A 2019-nucleotide genomic window follows, 5' to 3' on the forward strand; every position below is an offset into this window, starting at 1 on the left:
ACTCTGACTAAGGAAGTCCGTATTGTTAACGAGTCGGCAAAGCGCTTGGCAGATGCGCTTGATGCGGCGCTTGCAGAGGCTAATACGCAAGAATCCTGAGCGTCATTGTTGGTAAAATACAAGGCTCTTGGCATTGATGCTGCTAAGAGCCTTAAATTATGCGTCGGATACGGCTGTGTTTTACAAGCCCTGCGCTTTAAGCCATTGCGCCATATCGCTAATTTGCGGGCGCTATGATTTCATGGCCCATGTCATAGCTTTTCCACACTGGCGCATAAGCTTTAGATTTTAAGATTTCATGAGCCTTTTCTCCCAATTGGTAATTCACTATGGGGTCATGGTGTCCGTGCATTTGCAGAATTGCCGGTGCGGCATCGCCGGCGACAGGTAATTCTTGCGCTTGGGCAAGGTATGTAGAGAGGGCTAAAATACCGCCGCAGAGAACCCGCGTGCCAAGATGCAGGGCAATCACGCCGCCTTGTGAAAAGCCTGCGAAATAAATTTGTCGAGCAGGAATGCCGGCGTCAATTTGGCTTTGATAAATTGCACGGATTTGAGCGGCGCTTTGCTCGATGCCTGCGGTATCTGCATCGCGCAAAGTAAAATCGACGATATCGTACCAACCGGGCATATACATACCGTTATTGACGGTAATCGCGCGCGAGGGGGCTTGCGGGAAAATGATTTTCGTACTGTTTTGTAAGGACAAATAAGGCAGAATGGGCAGAAAATCATCGGCTGTCGCACCCAGTCCGTGTAGCCAAATGATGCAGTGCGTCGCGTTTTTATCTGCGCCGCGTATGATTTGTGTGAGTGCTTGTGTCATAATTTTCCTTTTTTAGCGAGAGAGTTAATGAAAGTAAGTATTGTAGTGTTGGCGCTGCTTCTCAGCGCCTGCGGTCAGAAAGGTCCATTATACTTAGCCGAGCCTGAAACGCTAAGCGCCAATCCGCCTGCGCAAGAAGCACAGGAGAATATTAATGAGTAAAGCCGCTTATTGGGCATGGCTGGACGGCGCAAAGGTGCAGGGCATCGCTTTACATGATTTGGTCGAACAATACGGTTCGCCGCTCTATGTGTATGACGGCAATGAGATTCGTGCCCGTTTGCTTGCTTATCAGCAAGCGGCGCTTCAAGCGAAAATCCATTATGCGGTTAAGGCCAATAGCAATTTGAGTTTGTTGGCCAAAATGGCGCAATGGGGGCGCCGGTTTCGATATTGTGTCATTGGGCGAATTGCGGCGGGTACAAATGGCAGGCGGTAAGGCGGCGGATATTGTTTTTTCCGGTGTGGGAAAAACGCAAGAAGAGTTGCGATATGCTTTAGCCGCGGAAATCGGCTGTTTTAATGTGGAATCCGAAGCGGAGTTATGGCAATTGGCAGATGTGGCTAAGCAGATGGGGAAAAAAGCGAAAATCGCTTTGCGCGTCAATCCGAATGTCGATGCCAAAACGCATCCTTATATTTCAACAGGCATGAAAGATAATAAATTCGGCATTGCCATCGAAAATGCCGAGCGGCTTTATCAAGCGGCGGCGCAATGCAGCGATTTGGAAATTATCGGTCTGGGCTGTCATATCGGTTCGCAGATTACGCAATTATCGCCTTTTCGGGAAGCTGTAGAAAGCATTAAATCATTAGCAGAGCGTTTGCGCGCGCAGGGAATCGCCATTTCTCATATTGATATGGGTGGCGGTTTGGGCATTCAAATGCAGACCGGGCAAGAAGTGCCTGCGCCGCAGGATTTGCTTGCCTTATATAGCGAGGTTTTGGCAAACAGCGATTATGCCCTGCATTTGCAGCCGGGGCGCTCATTGATCGGCAATCAGGGAATATTGCTCAGTCGGGTGCTGAGCGTCAAGCAGCAATCAGAAAAGCAATTTGTCATTATCGATGCCGCCATGAACGATTACATGCGTCCTGCTCTATATCAAGCGCAGCCGCCTGTGCGCAATCTTGATCGCATAGAAGGCGAACAGGAGAGCGATATTGTCGGACCTGTTTGCGAAACAGGCGAT

General features: G+C 49.4%; 4 protein-coding genes. 3 read left to right on the forward strand and 1 reads right to left on the reverse strand.

What is annotated here, in order from left to right:
- Positions 1–217: 217 nt before the first annotated feature.
- Positions 218–826 (reverse strand): alpha/beta hydrolase, encoded by a 609-nt coding sequence (locus DT343_RS18065; protein ID WP_220116642.1) that lies wholly within the window; start codon positions 824–826, stop codon positions 218–220.
- A 27-nt stretch (positions 827–853) separates the two neighbouring features.
- Here DT343_RS18065 and lptM point away from each other — a divergent pair, with 27 nt between their 5' ends.
- The 3 genes from lptM to lysA form a co-directional block, all read left to right on the forward strand.
- Positions 854–988, forward strand: coding sequence for an LPS translocon maturation chaperone LptM (lptM, locus tag DT343_RS18070; RefSeq protein WP_112862624.1), 135 nt, complete (start codon positions 854–856; stop codon positions 986–988).
- Positions 981–1265: a hypothetical protein gene (locus DT343_RS18075; protein ID WP_146756722.1), complete on the forward strand. Its 285-nt coding sequence runs from the start codon at positions 981–983 to the stop codon at positions 1263–1265. The genes lptM and DT343_RS18075 overlap by 8 nt, the downstream gene beginning before the upstream one ends.
- Positions 1252–2019 (forward strand): diaminopimelate decarboxylase (gene lysA / locus DT343_RS18080; RefSeq protein ID WP_146756723.1); only part of this gene is annotated, 768 nt, incomplete at its 3' end. The genes DT343_RS18075 and lysA, both read left to right, overlap by 14 nt.

The sequence above is a fragment of the Brevundimonas vesicularis genome (genome assembly GCF_900445985.1).
Taxonomy (GTDB): Bacteria; Pseudomonadota; Alphaproteobacteria; order Caulobacterales; family Caulobacteraceae; genus Brevundimonas; species Brevundimonas vesicularis_D.